The sequence below is a fragment of the Bradyrhizobium sp. LCT2 genome (assembly GCF_009931255.1).
Classification (GTDB): Bacteria; Pseudomonadota; Alphaproteobacteria; order Rhizobiales; family Xanthobacteraceae; genus Bradyrhizobium; species Bradyrhizobium diazoefficiens.
The window spans coordinates 9195946-9215032 of the sequence record NZ_CP034432.1; the positions used below are offsets into that span (position 1 = coordinate 9195946).

Annotated in this window: 20 protein-coding genes and 1 tRNA gene; 13 read left to right on the forward strand and 8 right to left on the reverse strand. The window is 65.0% G+C overall.

The window, feature by feature from the left end; all coding sequences use genetic code 11:
- The first annotated feature begins 4 nt into the window (after positions 1 to 4).
- Positions 5 to 709, forward strand: a complete 705-nt coding sequence (locus tag EI171_RS43405; protein ID WP_161536795.1) for a response regulator transcription factor — start codon at positions 5 to 7, stop codon at positions 707 to 709.
- Positions 706 to 2292, forward strand: coding sequence for an ATP-binding protein (locus tag EI171_RS43410; protein WP_161536796.1), 1587 nt, complete (start codon positions 706 to 708; stop codon positions 2290 to 2292). The genes EI171_RS43405 and EI171_RS43410 overlap by 4 nt, the downstream gene beginning before the upstream one ends.
- Here EI171_RS43410 and EI171_RS45215 read toward each other — a convergent pair.
- The gene (locus EI171_RS45215) at positions 2289 to 2429 is read right to left on the reverse strand and encodes a hypothetical protein (protein WP_007597071.1); all 141 of its coding nucleotides are present in this window, start codon (positions 2427 to 2429) and stop codon (positions 2289 to 2291) included. The two genes, EI171_RS43410 and EI171_RS45215, sit on opposite strands and share 4 nt — an antisense overlap.
- A 270-nt stretch (positions 2430 to 2699) precedes the next feature.
- On the opposite strand from EI171_RS45215, the gene EI171_RS43415 reads away from it, so the two are divergent.
- The 4 genes from EI171_RS43415 (at position 2700) to EI171_RS43430 (ending at position 6272) form a co-directional block, all read left to right on the forward strand.
- A complete protein-coding gene (locus tag EI171_RS43415; RefSeq protein WP_011090348.1) occupies positions 2700 to 3095 on the forward strand; it encodes a DUF3606 domain-containing protein in 396 nt (131 codons plus the stop codon).
- A 24-nt stretch (positions 3096 to 3119) separates the two neighbouring features.
- Positions 3120 to 3614 carry a hypothetical protein gene (locus EI171_RS43420; RefSeq protein WP_060909038.1) on the forward strand — a complete coding sequence of 165 codons (495 nt, stop codon included), beginning with the start codon at positions 3120 to 3122 and terminating at the stop codon, positions 3612 to 3614.
- 109 nt (positions 3615 to 3723) lie between these two features.
- Positions 3724 to 4653, forward strand: a complete 930-nt coding sequence (locus EI171_RS43425) for an alpha/beta hydrolase (RefSeq protein ID WP_161536797.1) — start codon at positions 3724 to 3726, stop codon at positions 4651 to 4653.
- Between the two features lie 395 nt (positions 4654 to 5048).
- Positions 5049 to 6272 carry an ABC transporter substrate-binding protein gene (locus EI171_RS43430; RefSeq protein WP_028173882.1) on the forward strand — a complete coding sequence of 408 codons (1224 nt, stop codon included), beginning with the start codon at positions 5049 to 5051 and terminating at the stop codon, positions 6270 to 6272.
- 260 nt (positions 6273 to 6532) lie between these two features.
- Here the strand turns inward: EI171_RS43430 and EI171_RS43435 are convergent, their stop codons facing one another.
- Complete coding sequence (locus EI171_RS43435; protein ID WP_161536798.1) at positions 6533 to 8095, reverse strand: adenylate/guanylate cyclase domain-containing protein; 1563 nt, start codon at positions 8093 to 8095, stop codon at positions 6533 to 6535.
- 192 nt (positions 8096 to 8287) lie between these two features.
- On the opposite strand from EI171_RS43435, the gene EI171_RS43440 reads away from it, so the two are divergent.
- The gene (locus EI171_RS43440) at positions 8288 to 9379 is read left to right on the forward strand and encodes an enolase C-terminal domain-like protein (RefSeq protein ID WP_161536799.1); all 1092 of its coding nucleotides are present in this window, start codon (positions 8288 to 8290) and stop codon (positions 9377 to 9379) included.
- 5 nt (positions 9380 to 9384) lie between these two features.
- On the opposite strand, the gene EI171_RS43445 is transcribed toward EI171_RS43440, so the two are convergent.
- From EI171_RS43445 to EI171_RS43455, 3 genes are all read right to left on the reverse strand, one after another.
- Positions 9385 to 10275, reverse strand: a complete 891-nt coding sequence (locus EI171_RS43445) for a U32 family peptidase (RefSeq protein ID WP_161536800.1) — start codon at positions 10273 to 10275, stop codon at positions 9385 to 9387.
- A gap of 62 nt (positions 10276 to 10337) precedes the next feature.
- Positions 10338 to 11315, reverse strand: coding sequence for a peptidase U32 family protein (locus EI171_RS43450; protein ID WP_161536801.1), 978 nt, complete (start codon positions 11313 to 11315; stop codon positions 10338 to 10340).
- Positions 11315 to 11848 (reverse strand): SCP2 domain-containing protein, encoded by a 534-nt coding sequence (locus tag EI171_RS43455; protein ID WP_028173877.1) that lies wholly within the window; start codon positions 11846 to 11848, stop codon positions 11315 to 11317. Before EI171_RS43455 ends, EI171_RS43450 begins: the two co-directional genes overlap by 1 nt.
- A gap of 47 nt (positions 11849 to 11895) precedes the next feature.
- Here EI171_RS43455 and EI171_RS43460 point away from each other — a divergent pair, with 47 nt between their 5' ends.
- The 3 genes from EI171_RS43460 to EI171_RS43470 all read left to right on the forward strand — a co-directional run bounded on the left by EI171_RS43460 (position 11896) and on the right by EI171_RS43470 (position 14643).
- A complete protein-coding gene (locus tag EI171_RS43460) occupies positions 11896 to 13482 on the forward strand; it encodes a UbiD family decarboxylase (RefSeq protein WP_246740412.1) in 1587 nt (528 codons plus the stop codon).
- Positions 13479 to 14063 carry a UbiX family flavin prenyltransferase gene (locus EI171_RS43465; protein WP_161536803.1) on the forward strand — a complete coding sequence of 195 codons (585 nt, stop codon included), beginning with the start codon at positions 13479 to 13481 and terminating at the stop codon, positions 14061 to 14063. Before EI171_RS43460 ends, EI171_RS43465 begins: the two co-directional genes overlap by 4 nt.
- A gap of 112 nt (positions 14064 to 14175) precedes the next feature.
- A complete protein-coding gene (locus EI171_RS43470; RefSeq protein ID WP_161536804.1) occupies positions 14176 to 14643 on the forward strand; it encodes an NUDIX hydrolase in 468 nt (155 codons plus the stop codon).
- Positions 14644 to 14658: 15 nt separating this feature from the next.
- On the opposite strand, the gene EI171_RS43475 is transcribed toward EI171_RS43470, so the two are convergent.
- The gene (locus tag EI171_RS43475) at positions 14659 to 15129 is read right to left on the reverse strand and encodes an L-2-amino-thiazoline-4-carboxylic acid hydrolase (RefSeq protein WP_161536805.1); all 471 of its coding nucleotides are present in this window, start codon (positions 15127 to 15129) and stop codon (positions 14659 to 14661) included.
- A 217-nt stretch (positions 15130 to 15346) separates the two neighbouring features.
- Between EI171_RS43475 and EI171_RS43480 the strand changes: the two genes are divergently transcribed.
- Positions 15347 to 15871 carry a nuclear transport factor 2 family protein gene (locus tag EI171_RS43480; RefSeq protein WP_161536806.1) on the forward strand — a complete coding sequence of 175 codons (525 nt, stop codon included), beginning with the start codon at positions 15347 to 15349 and terminating at the stop codon, positions 15869 to 15871.
- Between the two features lie 100 nt (positions 15872 to 15971).
- Here EI171_RS43480 and EI171_RS43485 read toward each other — a convergent pair.
- Positions 15972 to 16046 (reverse strand) — tRNA-Val (locus EI171_RS43485).
- A gap of 72 nt (positions 16047 to 16118) precedes the next feature.
- A complete protein-coding gene (cpdR, locus tag EI171_RS43490) occupies positions 16119 to 16478 on the reverse strand; it encodes a cell cycle two-component system response regulator CpdR (RefSeq protein ID WP_007597092.1) in 360 nt (119 codons plus the stop codon).
- 377 nt (positions 16479 to 16855) lie between these two features.
- On the opposite strand from cpdR, the gene EI171_RS43495 reads away from it, so the two are divergent.
- Positions 16856 to 17746: an N-formylglutamate amidohydrolase gene (locus EI171_RS43495; RefSeq protein WP_011090455.1), complete on the forward strand. Its 891-nt coding sequence runs from the start codon at positions 16856 to 16858 to the stop codon at positions 17744 to 17746.
- A gap of 550 nt (positions 17747 to 18296) precedes the next feature.
- The gene (gene hisN, locus EI171_RS43500) at positions 18297 to 19079 is read left to right on the forward strand and encodes a histidinol-phosphatase (RefSeq protein ID WP_011090456.1); all 783 of its coding nucleotides are present in this window, start codon (positions 18297 to 18299) and stop codon (positions 19077 to 19079) included.
- The last annotated feature ends 8 nt before the right edge of the window (positions 19080 to 19087 follow it).

A 19087-nucleotide genomic window follows, 5' to 3' on the forward strand; every position in this document is an offset into this window, starting at 1 on the left:
TTACTTGGCGCATCGCATTCTCATCGTCGACGACGAGGGCCACATCCGCGAGGTCATCCGGGTCGCCCTGAAGAAGGCCGGCATGGACGTGATCGAGGCCGGCGACGGCAAGGAGGCACTCGCCCGCTTTGCCGCCGACAGGCCGGATTTGATCGTGCTCGACGTCGGCATGCCCGAGTTCGACGGCCTCGACGTCTGCCGCGAGATACGCAAAGGCTCCGACGTGCCGATCCTGTTCCTGTCGGCGCGCGACGAGGAGATCGACCGCGTGCTCGGCCTCGAGATCGGCGGCGACGACTACGTGACAAAGCCGTTCAGCCCACGCGAGCTGGTGGCGCGGGTCAACGTCATCCTGCGCCGGCTCAGCCCGCGCAATGGCGAGGTCAAGGCCGGGCCGAGCGCGCTGGCGCAAGGTGGCCTGCTGATCGATCCGGAGCAGCATGTGGCGTCGTTCGCCGGCACGCCGCTGAAGCTGACCGCGATCGAGTTCGGCATCCTGCGCGCGTTCCTGACCCGGCCGACCTCGGTGTTCAACCGCGAGCAGCTGATGCGCGCGGCCTATCAGCTCAACATCCAGGTCTCCGACCGCACCATCGACAGCCACATCCGCAACATCCGCGCCAAGCTCGCGGCGCTTTCCTGCGACAACGTGATCGAGACCATCCACGGCGTCGGCTTCAAGCTCGGCCGCTGCGAGAAAGAGGCATGAGCGCGGCCCCCGACAAATGGCGGCCGTCGCTGGGGCTCGTGATCTTCGCGGTGCTGACGACCGTCGCGGTGCTGCCGCTGGTCGGCCTGTTCTTCTTCCGCCTCTACGACAACCAGCTGATCCGCCAGACCCAGGCCGAGCTGATCGCGCAAAGCCGCGTGCTCGCGACGATCTATGCGCAGGAGGTCGCGGCAAGGCTCGACAGTGGCCTGACGCTCGGAGCCGAGGTGCCGCCGGGCGTGCTGCCTGATCCGGGCGACCAGGTCACGCCGATCCGTCCCGCGCTTGACCTCACCGCCAACGATCTGCTCCGCCGGCGGCCCGATGCACAAGCAGCAATCCGGCCGGCGCAGCCCGCCTATGTCGAGATCGGCGCAAGGCTGACGCCGATCATCCGCGAGACCCAGAAGGTGACGCTGGCGGGTTTCAGGATCCTCGATCCGCAGGGCGTGGTGATCGCCGGGCGCCAGGAGGTCGGGCAGTCGCTTGCCCATATCGAGGAGGTCGCGGACGCGCTGCACGGGCAGTATCGCGCCACCCTGCGCAACCGCGTGCCGGACAAGCCGCCGCCGCCGATCTACTCCTTCAGCCGCGGCCTCGGCGTGCACGTGTTCTCGGCGATGCCCGTCATCGTCAGCAACCGGGTCGCGGGGGTGATCTACACCACGCGGACGCCGAGCAACATCTTCGACCATCTCTACCAGGAGCGGGCTAAGTTCGTGCTGGCCGGGCTCGCCGTGATCCTCGGCACGATCGCGATCGGCCTCGTGTTCTCCCGCACCATCACGCTGCCGATGCGCGAGCTGATCGACCGCGCCGCCAGAATTGGCCGCGGCGACCGCGAGGCGTTCAGGCCGCTGCGGCACTACGGCACGCGCGAGTTCGCCCAGCTCTCGCACAGCTTCCTCGGCATGGCCGAGCAGCTGGCGCGGCGCTCCGACTACATCGCGACCTTCTCGGCGCACCTCACCCACGAGCTGAAATCGCCGCTGACCTCGATCAAGGGCGCGGCCGAGCTGTTGCAGGATTCGGTTCAAGGAAAATCCGAGGGCCTGACGCCGGCCGAGCAGAAAACGTTCATCGCCAACATCCTGTCCGACACCCAGCGGCTGGAGGCGATGGCGCAGCGGCTGCGCGAGCTCGCCCGCGCCGAAAGCCTGCCGCAGAACGAGCGCACCGAGCTTGCGCCCGTCATCGCCGACCTCAGGAGCAGATTTCCGGAAAGCTCCATCGAGGCCAGCGGCAGCCTCGACCGGGCGATCGGCATGTCCGGCGAGAAGGCATTGATCGTGCTGTCGCATCTCGCCGACAACGCGGTGCGGCACAAGGCTGGGACAATCAGGCTGGAGGCGGTGGACGAGCGCACGACCCTGCTTCTGACCGTGAGCAATGACGGCGAGCCGATCTCGGCGCCGAACCGTGACAGGATCTTTGACGCGTTCTTCACCACCCGCCGCGACCAGGGCGGCACGGGGATGGGGCTGGCAATCGTGCGCGCGGTGATGGCGAGCCATGGCGGCTCGATCAGGCTGAAGCCGACCGACGAGGGCGCGGCTTTCGAGCTGCAGTTTCCAGTCGCCTAGATCGCGAACACCCAGGCGGCGACGATGGTGCCGATGGTGACGAGACCGGCGATGGTCCAGCCGGCGGCATATTCCAGCTCAGGGTGACCGGTCGCCCGCATGATCTCTGCCGGATCGGCGGTATGCTTCTCTGCCATGACAGCCTCGCACGTTTCTTCCCGTGTCTAAGGATAAGTCGCGCCAGCCGCCAGAAGGTTCCATCACGGACGTGCGAGGGACACAAAGACGCGAAAACAACCCCATGCACAGTAGAAAGCCCGCTCCGGCGCGCGGCCCGGTCGCGCCGCACAACCTTCTGACACATCGGTGCAAAACGTCCCCGCCGCGCAATTCCCGCGTGCCCCGCGCCTTGCCTTCCAAATCCGGTTGCATGCTAGACTGGACGCTGTCCACGGCAGGAGGGAAGCATGGCCGACAACAAGGCAAAGCGGGGCGGAGCCGATCGCGCCCTGATTGCGCTCACCGAGAAATACGAAGTCGCCTATTGGTCGAAGAAGTTCAAAGTGACGCCGGCCAAGCTGAAATACGCCGTCAAGAAGGTCGGCCACTCCGCCAAGAAGGTCGAGGCCTACATCAAGCTCCAGAAGCACCGCGCCTCCGACAAGAGCCGGATCGCGCTGAGCGAGGCCTATGAGGTCCGCTACTGGTCGAAGAAATTCAAGATCACCCCGGCCAAGCTGAAGGCCGCTGTGGCCGCAGCCGGCCATTCCGCCAAGAAGGTGGAAGCGTATCTCGCGGCCCAGAAGGCGGCAAAAAAGGCCAGGAAGGCGAAGAAAACGGTCAAACGGAAGAAGGCCGCCTGAGATTTCGGGCCCATGGAGGCAGGGATGAAATCCGGCCGATCGATCCTATCCTGCGCCCTTGTTCTTGCCGCCACGTCCCACGTCGCCGGCGCCTCCGCAGCCACGCCCGCAAAGGTCTCGGGCTCGGCGGCGCTGGCGCTCGCGGGCGTGATCGCGCCGCTGTCGCCGAACCTCACCGGCGCCGAGAAGAAGGCGGTGGCGATGCTGTTCGCCGCCAATGCCGACATTCCCTACAAAAAGGCCATTGTGGTGACCGCCGACCGGATCGTCTGCCGCACCGGCAATGTCGACATCACCGTTCGCAATTGCGAGGTGACCTTCGGCAAGAAGGTGAAAACCGTGAACGGCTCCACTGCCAACGAGATCTTCGCGACGGAAGCGCTGGCCGGCGTTCCGCCCGACGGCGCGGCGGGATCGAATTTCGAGAGCCTCGCCAAGCTGAGCTGCACGATCGACCCCAACGCGATCAGGCGGAAGGACGGCAGCGGCGCGGATTGCACATTCGAGCCGGGGAATTGAGCGCCGAGGGCGCCGTCAAATCGCCTCAAGACCAGCCAACTAATAAGGCGAATTGAAAAGACAGGCCCCAAGAGCGAGCCAATATGAGCGCGCAAGGCCCGGCACCATCATGAAGAATTATCTCGCATTTTTGCTTGTTCTGACCGTCTCGACAGCTTCCGCGCATGGTCCGGTTCCGACGCGGCTGGCTGCGCCATCCGATCTCGTCCGCGTCGGGCTGACCGACAACGACACCACCGCCGGCGGCACCGCGCGGCTCTGCGAGCAGGTCACCTTCGCGCGCGGCCTGCGCTACGGCGAGAGCGAAGCCAATGTGCTCGATGTCGCCACCAGCGCGACAAAGGCGGATACGCCGCGGCCGGTCCTGCTGTTCGTGGCGGGCGACACTTTCACCGGCGACCATGCGGCGCCGGAGCTGTCGCGCCAGATCCAGGACCAGATCATGTGCTTTGCCGCGCGCAACGACATGATCGGGGTGCGCGTCAACTATCGCCTCGCGCCGTTGGCGAGCTGGCCCGCCGGGGCGACGGACGTGGCGGCGGCACTGTCCTGGGTCCACGGCAATATCGACCTGTTCAATGGCGATGCCCGCGAGATCGTCGCGGTCGGCTATGGCGCCGGCGCCTTTCACGTCGCCACCCTGCTGGCGCATCCCGAGCTCCAGACCGACCGCGCCGACGTCGCGGGCGTCGTGCTGGTGTCAGGGATCTATCGCGTGGGCAAGGACGCCAGCGACAACGAGAAGGCCTATCTCGGCACTGACGCCACCCAGTACGACAAGCGCTCGGTCTTCCCCGGCATTCTCAATGTCGACGTGCCGATCGTGCTGGCCTGGGCCGCGGACGATTCCACCAGGCTGGTGGCGCAGGGCGAGACCCTGAAGAAGACGCTCTGCGGCGCCGGCCATTGTCCGCGCGGCACCATCCTGCGCAGCCGCGACGGCATCGCCGCCGCCTTCGGCCTCGACGGCTCCGGCGACAGCCTTGCCGAACCAACGCTGCTGCTGGTGCATCAGTTGGAGGCGCGGGGGCTGCCGTAGCGGGGAGTTGCGGGCGCCGCGTTTTAATTGCTCCGACCTTTTGCTGGGCCACCCCTCTCCCCCGCCCTCCCCCACAAGGGGGGAGGGAGCGCAGCGGTGTGCGCCGCTACGCTGTGCCTCACCGCATTGTCGCAATTGATAAGAACGAACGCGTGCCACAACGAAGGTGCGTTCCCTCCCCCCTTGCGGGGGAGGGTTAGGGAGGGGGGTGCCACACGGCACACTCCCTCGTTTGTCAGCGCGTCAGCACGCCTGCCGCTTTCGTTCGCGCTAACAGCTGCGCTGCTTTGAAGTGCGCCACCAAGCCACAGCTTTGACAAACGCTTGACGTAGATCAACTCGCCTTGGTGCGGACTGAGCCGACCTCGTTGGGGGCCAACAACAAGGTGTCGAGCATGCGCGTCACCGGCAGGCTGCTATTCATTGTGATCATCGCCTTCGCTTCGCTCGGGGCGATGTCCCAGCAACGGTCCGAACAACCGGCAAGCGACAACGAGATCCGCATCGGCAATGTGATGCCGTATTCGGGGCCGCTCTCGGAGTTCGGCGCGATCGGCACCGCGGAGGCCGCCTATTTCGACATGATCAACGCGCGCGGCGGCATCAACGGCCGCAAGATCCGCTTCATCACCCGCGACGACAATTCCGATCCGGCGGCCGCGCTGGAGCTGACCCGCAATCTGGTCGAGAAGGACGACGTCCATCTGATGTTCGGCTCGTTCGGCACGCCCGGGAATCTCGCCACGCGCTGGTATCTGAACGAGAAGAAGATCCCGCAGCTTTTCCTCGCCACCGGCGACGAGGAGCTGAGCCAGGCCAAGGCGTTTCCCTGGACCATGGGCTGGCAGCCGTCGTTCCGGTCGGAGGGACGCATCTACGCCAACTACATCCAGGCCTATTATCCGCGGAAGAAGATCGTGGTGCTCTGGCAGAACGACCAGTTCGGGCGCATGCTCTACAAGGGTATCCAGGAAGGCCTCGGCGATCTGAACCGTCACGTCCTCGTCGACATCGCCTTCGATATCAACGACGAGCATCTCGAAGGGCACGTCTCGATCCTCAAGCGCGCCGGCGCCGACATCTTCGTCTTTCTCGGCGTGCCGTCGACGGCGTCCAAGGTGATCAAGCTGGCGGCGTCGCTCAAATGGCGTCCGGTCTTCATCGTGAACGACGCCTCCGCCTCGATCGCCAATGCGATGGCGCCCGCGGGCCTGGAGAATTCGGCCGGCGTGGTCTCGGCCGCCTTCCTGAAGGATCCGAGCGATCCCGCATGGAAGAACGATCCCGCCATGAAGGACTGGTTCGCCTTCATGGATAAATACCACCAGGTCGAAAGCACCAACAACAGCGCGGCAGTCTATGGCTACGCCGCGGCCGAGGCGCTGACCAAGGTACTGAAGCAATGCGGCGACGATTTTTCGCGCGAGAACATCATGCGTCAGGCGGCTTCGCTGAAGAGCTATCAGCCTTCCCTCGCGCTCCCCAACATCAGGATGAACACCTCGCCGGACAGCTATCTGCCGATCAGGCAGATGCGGCTGGTGCAGTTCGACGGCCGTTCCTGGCAGCCCTTCGGCGACGTGATCGAAACCGCATTCACGGAAGGCGCGGCGCGGTAGCCTGCTCACGCGCACCTTTTGCTGGGCTACCCCTCTCCCCCGCTCTCCCCCGCCCTCCCCCGCAAGGGGGGAGGGAGCGCAGTGTGCCACGCGGTGAGAGTTCGGCTCACAAGCTCAATGAGTTCACAGAACCAAAGCCAATTATTGCCACCTTGACGCAGCCACGCGCACAACTGCGTTCCCTCCCCCCTTGCGGGGGAGGGTTAGGGAGGGGGGTGCCGCACGGGGACTCTCTCGACCGGTAAAGCGGCTGCGCACCCTCACGCCGGCTTCAGCGAGGCCAGCGCATTCTCCAGCAGCGCGCGCACACGCGCGGCATCGCCTGACTTCACCACCGCGGGGTCGAGATAGAGCTCGAGGCCGGGCGCGCGTTCGGTGATGATGCCGCTGTTCTCCGCCGCGGCATCGTTCAGCGCGTCGACCGAATAGGGAATCACCTCGCGGCTGATGCCCTTCATCGTGATCGCCGGCAGCGCGTGGGCGCGGACGATGTCGCTGACCAGCGCAAAGGTCTCGTAGCTCAGCACGATGCCGCCGGGCTCGGCGATCGATTGCAGGCGCGCGGCGAGGTTCGCCTCGGCACCGATGATGGTGTAGTCCATGCGGTCGCTGCTGCCGAAATTTCCGACATTGCAATAGCCGGAATTGATGCCCATGCGCGAGCGGAACGGCTGCTCGATGCCGGAGGCGCGCCACTTCGCATTGAGCTCGGCAAGCCGCTGCTGCATGCGCCAGGCCATCTGGAGGCAGGCCTGCGCATCGGCGCGGTCGCCCCGGGTCTCGGGGTCGCCGAAGAAGATCAGCATGGCATCGCCGATGAACTTGTCGATCGTGCCGCCATGTTCGTGGGCGATCGCCGACATCTCGGTGAAATATTCATTGAGGAGTTGCGTCAGTTGCTCGGGCTGGAGCCGCTCCGCGGTCGCCGTAAAATTCTGGATGTCGGAGAAGAAGATGGTGAGCTTCTTGCGCTCGGTGTGGATGATGACGTCCTTCTGGCCGGAGAAGATGCTCTTGTAGACCTGCGGCGGGATGTAGCGCGAGATCTTCATCGAGAGCGAGGCGAGGAAGTCGTTGGCGGATTCGAGCTCCTTGTTCATGCCCTTGATGCGGCTCGCCTGGCGGCGCTGGAGCGAGAGGAAGGACAGGCCGCTGCCTGCGGCGATCAGGAAATAGGCCAGCAGGAACTTGAACGAGAAGATGTTGGCGGCGATCGGCTGGGCGATGATCACCTCCTGGATGCCCCTGATATCGCCGACCTTCCAGTCCTTCTTCGGGCTTTCGGGGTGGCTGTTGTGACAGCTCACGCAGGCCGGGCCCATCGTGACGGGGGCGACGAGGCGGACCTTGTCGTTGAACAGCGAGGTCTCGGTCTCCAAGATCTTCTGTTCGGGATCCCTGCGCAGCGCGTCGAGCGCGTCCTTCTCGAACTTGTCGAGCTGGTGCGGCGCACGGTTCTGGAACGGGAAGTCCGAGACGAAGCGGTAGGTGATGTTCTCCTGCTGCGCGCCGATCACCCGTCCGAGCTCCAGCGACAGCGTCGCCGGGATCGGGATCGCGCCGGGAACGGATTCGTAATTGTGAACCACCCTGGTCGTACCATTCGGATTGGCGATGATGCGCCCGACCACGTTGGTCGCGTAATAGCTGCGCACACTCGTGATTACCGAATTGAGATCGGCGGCCTGCCGGCGCAGCGCCGTCTTGGAGAGCTCGGTCAGGTCCAGCCACACCGCGAGCGGCAGAGCGAGCAGCAGGAACGCGATCGCGGCACCGGTCAGGACGCCGCTCTTGCGCTGTTCTTCGGCGATCTCTTGTTTCACACTGTGGCTCCGTTGTGTGCGCTTTTGTCGCAAACCTCCCGGGATTTGCGGCAAAGCCTGCGGCGGCACAGAGCCAACAAAAGCGGGCGCGCGCAACCCCATTTTATGGTGGTCTCATCAAGCGTCTTTCCGTTTCATCACGAAGGTTTAAGATCGGGATCAACCTGCGTTGATCATCCGGAGCCAGTGCCCATGACCGAGACCGTCCGCATCAAGCGCTTCAATGCGCGGCCCGTGATCGTGCCGATGAACCTGCCGCTCCAGACCTCGACCGGGGCGGTTGCCAGGGCGCCGCTGGTGCTGATCGACTGCGAAACCGACCAGGGCGCCCGCGGGCACGCCTATCTGTTCTCGATCACGCCGTCGGCCCTGAAGCCGCTGACGGCGATGGTCACGGAAATGTCGGAGCTGCTTGCCGGCGACGAGCTGCTGCCGCTCGAGATCGAGCGCAAGTTGGCCCAGCGCTTCACGCTGCTGGGCCTCGCCGGCCTGCAGCGGCTGGCGCAATCCGGCATCGACATGGCGGCCTGGGACGCGCTGGCCCGCAGCAAAGGCCTGCCGCTGGCAAGGCTCCTCGGCGGCGCGCCGAAGCCGGTCAAGGCTTACAATTCGAAGGGGCTCGGCATCATGCCGGCAGGCGCCGCGGTGGAGGAGGCGCACAGGTTGCTGGCGGAGGGTTTTCACGCCGCCAAGATCCGCGTCGGCCGGCCCGATGCGCGGGAGGATCTCGCGGTGGTGCGCGCGGTGAGAAAAGCCGTCGGCGATCAGGTCACGCTGATGTGCGACTACAACCAGGCCCTGACGGTCACCGAAGCCATCCGCCGCGGCGAGATGCTCGACGACGAGGGCTTGAGCTGGATCGAGGAGCCGATCCGCCACGACGACTACGAGGGTTGCGCCCGCATCGCGGACGCGCTGCGCACGCCGGTCCAGATCGGCGAGAATTTTGACAGCGCCTTCTCGATGCAAGCGGCGCTGTCGGCGGAAGCCTGCGACTACGTGATGCCTGATGTGCAGCGCATCGGCGGCGTCACCGGCTGGCTCCGCGCCGCCGCGCTCGCGCATGCCTCCGGCATCGAGATGTCGACGCACCTGTTCTCGGAAGTCAGCGCGCATCTCTTGTGCGTGACGCCGACCGCGCACTGGCTGGAATATGTCGACTGGGCCGACGCGGTGCTTTCGACGCGATTGAAGATCAAGGACGGCTTTGCTCTGCCGAACGAGGAGCCGGGCAACGGCATTGCGTGGGACGAGGGAGCGGTGAAGAAATATCTGGTCAGCTGATCCGGCTACGCTCGCGCGAAGGAAAAGCCGGGCTGGCCGCGAAGGAAACCGTCGGCAAAGGCGACGCCCGGGTAAAGCTCGGACAGGCGGCCATTTGCCTCTTCGGCTGACCTGCGCCCGTCGAGCACGTCGCGAAAGGTCTTTGCGACTTCGACCATGTCGCAGTCCTGCGGCGACAGGCGCAGCGAGCCGATCCCGGCCTCGCGCAGCGCACCGATGTCACTGACGAGATTGGTGCAGGCATGCGACAGGGTCTGCACGCCGTTGATGGTCAGGAAATCCTGCTGGTCCAGCGTCTTCAGCGCGAGCCCGTCGGGGTCCTTCTCGCAGACGAAGCGGCAATTGTCCTTGGCGAGCTTGTGAAGCCGCGCGTGATAGCAGCGGGCCGCGATCGCCAGCGGCACCCTGCCGAAAGCGAATATCTCGATCACGGCCTCCGGCAGCGCCGCGGCGATCGCCGCCGCTGATGCGACCGGCAGTTCGGGCGGCAAGCAGATGCGCGCGGCGCCTTGCCGGACGTGAAAGGCCGCACTGGTCTCGTTGTAGATGTTGACGAAGGGCCCGATGGCGTGCGGCCGGCCCTTGATCGACCTGAGGCAAGTGAGGTCGTTGACCTCGACCAGCGCGTCCCCGGCGGCGCAGAGCTCTTCGGTCTGACGCCGTTCGCGCCGCAGCGACACCAGGATCAGCGAGCCCAGCAGGACCTGCTTGCCGGCCTGCTGGAGGCGTTCGATCACCTCAGGCAGATGCCCGGCGAAGAACGGAGACCGTTTCGAGCACACGATCTCACCGACCGATACGACGTCGACCGGCGCCTCGTCGGCGATCCGGAAGTAGAAATCGCGCCAGCGCTCCGGCGCCCAATTGTACAGGACCGGACCGAGACTAAGCTGCATCGGGGCATCTCTCATTCATGGTTGGACCGCCAGCCCTCGCTTCACCAGTCATCGCCGAACGATCATCGCCATGTCTTGCGATAGGCGCCGAGCGTGGAGGCCTGGCCTTCGGTGAACGGCTTCAGGCTCACGATATCGGCTTCGCTTCCATCCTCCAGCGTATCGAGCGCGCGGCGGAAGTGACGGACCACGCTCTCGATATAGGCGCGTCCGCGCTGGCGTCCCTCGATCTTCAGCGCGGCCACGCCGGCGCTCCGCAATCCGCCGAGCAGCGTCGTGGCGTCGAGGCTGACCGGATCCTCGAAAATGTAGCCGTCACCAAGCGCCGTCGAGAAGCGCCCCTTGCAAAGCGTCGGATAGCCCGCGGCTTCCTGCGGAGCGAAGCGGTTGATGGTGAAGCCGCCGAGCCGGGATGTCGTTCCTTTCGCGGTCTCCTCATAGGCCACGTGGCTTGCCGGCGAGCAGACGCCCTGCATGTTCGGCGATTTCCCGGTGGCATAGGACGACAGGGAGCAGCGCCCTTCGGCCATCACGCAGAGGCCGCCGAACACGAACACCTCGGTCTCGCATGTCGTCTCGCGGGTGATCTCGGCGATCTCCGAAACGCTGAGCACGCGCGGCAGCACGACGCGGCGCGCTCCGAACGTCTCGACATAGAAGGCGATGGCGTCGGGGTTCGCGGCCGCCGCCTGCACCGAGACATGCAGGCGCTGGTTCGGATGGCGCCTTGCGACATAATCCATCAAGCCGATGTCGGCGACGATCAGCGCGTCCGCACCGGCATCGACGGCATCGTCCACCGCCCGTTGCCAGAGTGCCACGGACGACGCCCGCGGAAAGGTGTTGATAGCGACGAGGATGCGCGCGCCGCGTCCGTGGGCAAAGGCGATCCCCTTGCGCAGCTCGCCGCGGCTGAAGTTCAGCCCCGGAAAATTGCGCGCATTGGTCTCGTCGTTGAAGCCGCAATAGACGGCGTCAGCGCCCGCATCGATGGCGCTCCGCAGCGCGGCCGGCGTGCCGGCGGGACAGATCAGCTCCATCACCCCTGCTCCCGGGGCGCGCCGGTCAACCTGTCCCGCGCGAGCTCGAACGAACGCCTGGCCGGCTCGCCCAACGGACCGAACAGGGACGCCAGCTCCGCGGCCAGATCGAGCCGCGCATCGTCGATCGCGTTACGCAAGGCCAGCACCGCCTCCATGTCGCCCTCGATTCCGAGCTGGCGCGAGAACATCAGCGCATCGCCGTCGACCCTGCCCTCGACCAGGGCCAGCAGGTTCGCGAGCGAGGCGGAGACGCAGGCGTCCAAGCCGGATGGCAATTCGCGCACCACCGACAATCGCGCTGGCGCGGCCTCGACGATGAACGCGAACGGCAAGTCGGTCGGCTTGATTCCGAACCGTGCACGGCGATGTTCGCCGAGCCTGTCGAGCAGGCCGGGATTGCGCCTCAGGATCCGCTCCAGGAACCCACCGAGAACGAGTTGCAGCGGCAGCAGGGGCAAGGGACGCAGCGCGAGCGCGAGAAGCGGCGGGATTGTCGGCAACGGGCCGGACGCGAGGGACGAATGACTCATGGGACATATCTGAGCCGATTGCGCGCGAATGTATTTGAGCGGGAACAATGAGGAGCGAAATCGCTCCGGCTAGCTTCTGCTCCTTTCAGGAGATTGTCCGCTTGCAACGTGACGTTCCGCGCTTCCGCGAATTATCCGACTTCCTGCGCTTCATCGAAGGCAAGGGACAATTGCGACGCATTCGCGAACCGGTCTCCGTGGTCCATGAGATCACGGAGATTCACCGGCGCGTCATCGGCGAGCACGGACCGGCACTATTGTTCGAACGGCCGATCAGGGCCGACGGCCTTCCATCCGGCATGCCGCTCCTGACCAATCTGTTCGGCACGGTGGAGCGGACCGCGTGGGGCATGGGCATCACGCCTGACCGGCTCGAAGAGCTCGGCGCGATGATGGCCGAGTTGCGCGCACCGCGCCCCCCGCACGGCGTTCGGGATGCCTGGCGCAAGCTGCCGCTGGCCCGCGCCGCGCTTGCGACCCGGCCGCGCTCGCGCGCAGCCGCGCCGGTGCAGGATCGCGCCGCCATGGGCGAGGACATCGATCTGACGAAACTGCCGGCGCAGATCTGCTGGCCGGGCGAGCCTGCCCCATTGATCAGCTGGCCACTGGTCATCACCGCGCCGCCGGCATCGCCGGCCGCCGACCAGGAGGAGAATGTCGGCGTCTATCGCATGCAGATCCTGGGCCGCGACCGCGCCATTGTCCGCTGGCTCGCCCATCGCGGCGGCGCCCGGCATCATCAGCAATGGAGGGCCGTGGGGCGCGACATGCCGGTCGCAATCGTCATCGGCGCCGACCCCGCGACCATCCTTGCCGCGGTAATGCCACTGCCCGAGACGATCTCCGAGCTGCGCTTCGCGGGCATCCTGCGCGGTGAGCGGCCCGAGCTGACGCCCTGCCTCACCGTACCGCTCGAGGTCCCTGCCACGGCCGAGATCGTCATCGAGGGCTTTGTCTCGGCGACCGAGACGGCGGCCGAAGGTCCCTATGGCGATCACACCGGTTACTACAATTCGGTCGAGCAGTTTCCGGTGCTGCGCGTCACCGCCATCACGTCGCGGCAACAGCCGATCTATCTGTCGACCTTCACGGGCCGCGCGCCGGACGAGCCGTCCCGGATCGGCGAGGCCCTGAACCGGCTGTTCGTGCCGCTGATCCGGCAGCAATTCCCCGAGGTGACCGACTGCTGGCTGCCGCCCGAGACCTGCTCATACCGGGTCGCGATCGCATCGATCAAAAAGCGCTATCCCGGCCAGGCACGGCGGCTGATGCTGGGCCTGTGGTCGATGCTGCCGCAGTTCAGCTACACCAAACTATTGATCGTGGTCGACGACGACATCGACATTCGCGACTGGCGCGAGGTGATGTGGGCGGTGGCGACGCGGAGCGACAGCTCGCGTGATCTCGTGGCGCTGTCCGACACGCCGATCGACTATCTCGACTTCGCTTCGCCGAAATCCGGCCTCGGCGGCAAGCTCGGGATCGACGCCACCACGAAGATGCCGCCGGAGACGGAGCGGGAATGGGGCGAGCCGCTGGCGATGGATTCCGCCGTGATCGCCAAAGTCGATGCGATGTGGCCGGCGCTCGGTCTCGGCGGGATCGGCGGGCTGCAGCTACGCGAGCCCGCATGAGCGAGCGGCATGGCGTGATCGTCGGCATCAGCGGTGCCTCGGGCGCGGCCATCGGCGTGCGCATCGTCGAGCGGCTGACGGAGAATCCACACTGCGCGGTGCATCTGGTGATCTCACCGGCAGCGGAGCGTACGCTCGCCGAGGAGGTCGGCCCTTCGGCGCTGCCGCGCCTGCGCGCCCTCGCCTTTCGCGACCATGCGGTTTCGGACATCGGTGCCAGCATCGCCAGCGGCTCGTTTCCGGTCGGCGGCATGATCGTGGCGCCATGCTCGATCCGGACGCTGTCGGCGGTTGCCTTCGGACAGCTCGACAATCTTCTCGTGCGCGCCGCTGACGTGCAGCTCAAGGAGCGACGGCGCCTGGTGCTGCTGGTGCGCGAGAGCCCGCTGCATCTCGGCCATCTCCGCGCGATGGTCCAGGCCACCGAGATTGGCGCGATCGTCGCGCCGCCGCTGCCGGCCTTCTATCTGAAGCCGCAGTCGCTGGCCGAGATCGTCGATCAGATCGCCTGCCGCGCGATCAATCTGCTGAACCTGCCGGACATTGCGGCGCCGGCGCAGAAATGGCACGGCGATAGATAGGCGTCAGCGCGCAGCTGCATTGAAGTCCGTCGTCTCGGGCAGGCCGTTCTGGCGCCGGTCGATGAGGGCGTTCATCGTTGCGCGCAGGTGCGACAGGGATTATCGATGCTCCATGACCACCTGGCGCCCTCATCCTCACATCCGCGTCGTCGCGATCGGCCTGCACTGGCGGGACGGGCGCCTGCTCGCGGCCGAGGTGCGCGACGATGCGGGCCGGATCAAGGGCGTCCGTCCGCTCGGCGGCGAGATCGAGTTCGGCGAGAGCTGGCGGGCGGCGCTTGTGCGGGAATTTTGCGAAGAGCTCGGCATCGACATTGCCATCACGGGCGAACCGCTGGTGATGGAGAACATCTTTGCGCATGAGGGAGAGACCGGGCACGAGGTGATGTTCATCGCCGAGGTCGCGTTTCCCGACGGCGCATTCAGCGGACAGGATCGCATCGATTTCCGCGAGGATAACGGCGAGCAGATCGTCGCGCGCTGGTTCGACCTCGCCGATCTCGACGTGGAGGGCGGACCCAGCCTCTATCCGACCGGATTGAAGGATCTGCTGCTGGAGGCAAGAGACGGAACTGCGTGAGAGCCGCCACTCTCGTCAGGTTCCGCCCGTATCGCGCCGATAGCGGAAGTCGCAATGCGGCGCGCCTTGCATGATCGTCTGCGTGCGCGTGAGCCTGACGTCGGGGCCGAACCCTTCCGCGGTCGCGAAGTCGGCGGTGCAGACCAGGAGAAAACCGAGCTCCGGCTCGCCCAGCGCCTTGTAGAACTCGGCATAGGCGCATCGCTTGACGTCGAACGCGAAGGCGTCGTGGCTCTGCTCGATCACGTCATAGGCGAGCGCATCGTCGCGGGCATAGGTCCTGAACGCCGACGAGACGGCCTTGCCGAGATCGCTCTCGTTCTTGGCTTTCCAGAATTCCTCGCCGAAGCCGCGATAGAGATCGCCGAGCGTCTTGCGCACCAGCGCATTGGCGCGCGCCTCGCCGAGCTCGGCCTGGAGCGCCTTGACCAAGGGCACCAGCACCTGCGCCTGGATTTTTGCCTGTTCGATGACGGACACGCTCATGGGCAACCTTCATCCGGGTTACTTCACGCCACAGCACGATAACTCAACTTGCTGTTGGCGGCGAGAGCTTGCCTGTTTCGTCCTATGACATCCCAAAGCCTACGTTTCCGTGATGTCAGGGTTATCGCCGATCGTGCAATTCTGAAAACGTCGACGCAGCCATCAATGGTATGATGCGTACCATTCAAATGCCGCCGGCAGATGACCAGAGGTGAACATGATCCGACCCGAGATATCTCCAAGCAACGTCAGGCCACGACGTTCTTCACGACGCCGTCCTGTTGCGGCGCTGGCCGCGGCACTGTTTCTCGCCACCACGTACTGGTCAGTCGGAGGCGCGCAGGCTGCCGCGAATGACGCCGAGGCACGAGCGATCTTCGAGAAATTCATCGCGGCACAGAATGCGCATGATGCCGATGCGGTGAAGGCGATGCTCTTGAATTCGCCCGGCACGCTGCTGTTTGCCAGAGGCATCGAGACGCGCGGCCGCGACGAAGTCGCCGCCCGGTTCAAGACGTATTACGAGGGCACCTGGCACCTCGAGCCCGACATGTCGAAATTCCACGTCGCCGTGATTTCGAACGAGGTCATGCAGATCCTCGTGCCGATCGTCTTCACGCGCGCACTTCCGGGCAAGCCGGCGCAGCAGAATACGTTTCTGATCAGCCAGACCTACGTGCAGGATGCGGCCGGCTGGCACGTCGCCTCCATCATGCCGGTGGCGAATACGGAACTGAAGTAGAGGGGGATTGGGCCTGCCTGGCCGAAGCTCGCGGCGGCAGCCCGCCTTCGCCCTTTGGGCGCCGGCGCGGCATCCTTCTCTCGCTATCGCGAGCGAAGGATGGTGGGCACGACAGGGATCGAACCTGTGACCCCTACCATGTCAAGGTAGTGCTCTCCCGCTGAGCTACGTGCCCTAGAGGTCATTTCATCGGTGGGGTCCCTATAACGGCTCAGGGGACCCGGCGCAAGGACGGAAGGAGGCCGATTTAGGCCGCCAGCATCTTGTTCACTTCGCTGACCAATTCGCGCAGATGCACGGGCTTGGACAGCACCTTGGCGTTCTTGGGGGCGTCCGAATCCGAGTTCAGGGCGACCGCGGCGAAGCCGGTGATGAACATGATCTTGATGTCGGGATCGAGTTCCGAGGCCCGGCGGGCGAGCTCGATCCCGTCCATCTCCGGCATCACGATGTCGGTCAGCAGCATCTCGAACGGCTCTTCGCGGAGCCGCTGGTAGGCGGCCATGCCGTTGTCATGGGACGAGACCTGAAAACCGGCGTTTTCCAGCGCCTTGACCAGGAAACGGCGCATGTCGTTGTCGTCTTCGGCGAGCAGGATCTTTGGCATGGCAGGAAACGTCGAATCCCCAGAGGATATCAGCAGAGGTCACTAAGCCCGACAGAGGGTAAATTTGGGGTGAAAATCTTTACCCTGGACGGATCGCGCTGCCGGCTCCTTGTGAACCGGAATGCGGATCGAATCAATCGAAGCCGACCGGACGATCCCCGCCTCGCTGCCTGCACGGTTAAGACATGTTCCAGCGCAGATCACATCTTTTCGCTTGGCAGAATGGTTGCGATTCCGGACAATGACGACACATGAGAGCCGCTCGACCGGCCGAATCAATCCGTTCAAGCCTTTGCCGGGCCTTACAGGATCCTGCGGGGCCGGATCTTGTGGCGTGAAGGGACGAAGCCTGGGAATAAGGGACGAAGCCTGAGAAGATGACCCGGTTTGACGGCGAGATGTCGCCAGCGTTCGAGATCGTCGAGCCCGCCGAATGGCGCGCGCCGGTTATCTTCAACTCGCCCCATTCCGGCTCGACCTATCCGGACGAATTCCTCAGCGCCTCCAGGATCGACCTGCCGACGCTGCGGCGGTCGGAAGATTCCTTCATGGACGAGCTGATCGGCCATCTCAGCGCCCGCGGCTTTCCGACCGTGCGGGTTAACTTTCCCCGCTCCTATGTCGACGTCAACCGCGAGCCCTACGAGCTCGACCCCCGCATGTTCACCGGGCGGCTGCCGAGCTTTGCCAATACCCGCTCGATGCGGGTCGCCGGCGGCCTCGGCACCATCCCGCGCGTGGTCGGCGATGGCCAGGAGATCTATCGCGACCGTATCCTGGTCGACGATGCGTTGGCGCGGATCGAGACGCTCTACAAGCCCTATCACCGCGCGCTGCGCCGGCTGATCAACAAGGTGCACCAGATGTTCGGCACGGTGGTGCTGGTCGACTGCCACTCGATGCCCTCGGTCGGCGTCAGCAGGGACGAGCCGCGCCGGCCCGACATCGTGATCGGCGACCGCTACGGTACGAGTTGCACCCCGCTGTTACCCGACCGGGTCGAAGAGACCATGGGCGGGCTCGGCTATTCGATCGGCCGCAACAAGCCCTATGCCGGCGGCTTCATCACCGAGCATTACGGCAACCCGGCGAGCGGGCTTCACGCGGTGCAGCTCGAGCTCAACCGCGCGATCTACATGGACGAGCGACGACGCGAGCGCAGTCCGCGCTTTGCGCAAGTGGCAACCGACTTCGGCGTGCTCGCCGACGTGTTGGCGGCCACGATCCCGTTCGGCGATCTCGGACCGTTCCAGGCCGCGGCGGAATAGGCGGTAAGCCTGCGACGCGCGACCACGTCGCGGATCAGGGACCAGACACAGCTGCGAGCGTATCGGACGCCGGATCTTCACTTCGCGTTTTCGCACAGCCGAAGTGAAACAGGCGACCCAAAGAAAAAAGGGCCGCTCGCGAATGACGCAAGCGGCCCAAGTCTAGGGAGGAAACGCCCAAGGAGGGCAGCGGTAACGCAGAGCGCTACCGCACCGCAACAATATGCGGCCGCGCCGCACAAAGTGCAAGGGCTTTTGAGCCATTTCCCATGCAAAACACACATGGCTCTGTTGCTTCCAGAGAAACCCAGATTCAGTTCCTTTGATAAGGAAATTCAATGGGTTGATAGTCATTTGCATACGAACAAGGCATGTTCGGAACTAAGTTTTCAACTCAATGATCGATATTTGGCCAGCAGATGGCTCGGATGAGGCAACCGGCATCGGCATCCAAAATACCAGGGTGCAAATCAAGACAGCGCTGCACGCGAGAGGCGAATTGAGATAGGCAGATGCGAGCTTCACCCGACTTTCGTTTTGAGGATGCGCCGTGACGGTGATCGACTTCTCAGCCTTCATCGGAGGGCTCGCCACCGCCTCCGGCGAAACCATCCTGCCGTTCTTCCGCACCTCGCTGTCGATCGACGACAAGAGCAAGACCAAGGATTTCGATCCGGTGACCGAAGCCGACCGCGCCGCGGAGGCGGTGATGCGGCGGCTGATCAAGGCCAATTTCCCCCAGCACGGCATCGTCGGCGAGGAATTCGGCAATGAGCGCGAGGACGCCGACTATGTCTGGGTGCTCGATCCCATCGACGGCACGAAGTCCTTCATCGGCGGGTTCCCGATCTGGGGCACGCTGATCGCGCTGCTGCACAAGGGCGCGCCGGTGTTCGGCATGATGCACCAGCCCTTCATCGGCGAGCGTTTTTCCGGCGACAACGGCTCGGCCAACTATAAAGGCCCCTCCGGCGAGCGTCGGCTCCAGGTCCGCCGCTGCGCTTCGCTGTCGGAGGCGACGACCTACACCACGAGCCCGCTGCTCATGAACGAGCGCGACCGCGCCATTTTCGGCCGTATCGAGAAGGGCGCGCGGCTGTCGCGCTATGGCGGCGACTGCTACTCCTATTGCATGCTGGCGGCCGGCCACGTCGATCTCGTGGTCGAGACCGAGCTGAAGCCCTACGACATCGCGGCCCTGATCCCGATCGTGACCGGCGCCGGCGGCGTCGTCACCACCTGGGAAGGCAAGCCGGCCCAGGGCGGCGGCCGCATCATCGCGGCGGGCGATGCCAGGGTCCACGAAGAAGCTATGAAACTGCTCAACGGATAGCCGCCCCA